This is a genomic window from Acinetobacter sp. SK-43, assembly GCF_015351505.1.
Taxonomy (GTDB): Bacteria; Pseudomonadota; Gammaproteobacteria; order Pseudomonadales; family Moraxellaceae; genus Acinetobacter; species Acinetobacter junii.
Genome location: NZ_JADKPY010000101.1, coordinates 1 through 899 on the forward strand (window position 1 = coordinate 1; position 899 = coordinate 899).

The following is an 899-nucleotide window of genomic DNA, read 5'->3' on the forward strand; positions in this document are numbered from 1 at the left end:
TGATGTGTGCTTAAAAAACAGGAGGGTTTAACTTGGTAAACTATACATACTCATTAGGAGTTTACCATGAGCAAGAAACAGAAGACTTACACCGCAGAATTTAAAGCTGAAGCCATAAAAGCCATTGAAGAGAACCAAGGTAATGTATCGGAATCCGCTAGACAACTTGGCATTTCAATGCAAACCCTTTCGAACTGGAATAACAAAGCAAAGGCTGGAACTTTAGCAGGCACAAAACAGTATTCGCCCGATCTAAACGCCTTACTCGAAGAAAATAAGAAGCTTAAACAACAGCTCAAAACAGCTGAAATGGAACGTGAATTTTTAAAAAAGGCAGCAGCGTACTTTGCCAAAGAAAGTCAGTGAGGTACGCCTATATGAAATCGCAAAGCCACTTATTTCCGATTATTTTAATGGCTCGATTACTTCGTGTATCCGTTTCTCGCTTTTATGATTGGCTAAAGCGAGGCATGAGTAAAAGATCAATTCAGCGAAATCAGCAGACAATTTTGGTCAAAATAGCCCATGAAGAAACCAAACAAAGCTATGGCTATGTTCGATTAACCAAGCATTACAAGCGCAGGGTATCAAAATAAGTACGTATGCTGTGCGCCAAATAAAAAAGTCAAATCAGTTGTATTGTAAGCGCCATAAGCGTTTCAAAAGAACCACGAACAGTGATCACAACCGTTCTATTTATGACAATTTACTCAAGCAACAGTTTTCAATGACGAAGCCTAATCTTGCGTGGTCGAGTGACATTACCTACATTTGGACGGCTGAGGGCTGGTTGTACTTGGCAGCTGTCAAAGATCTTTACACGAAACAGGTTGTTGGCTATAGCTTAAATGAGCGCATGACAGCCAAGCTTGTTTGTGATGCATTGAATATGGCTATTC

Annotated in this window: 1 pseudogene; it reads left to right on the plus strand. The window is 40.0% G+C overall.

The annotated features are described in order from the left end of the window. Positions 1–66: 66 nt before the first annotated feature. Positions 67–899, plus strand: a pseudogene (locus IRT38_RS17390) (IS3 family transposase); the annotation flags it as partial.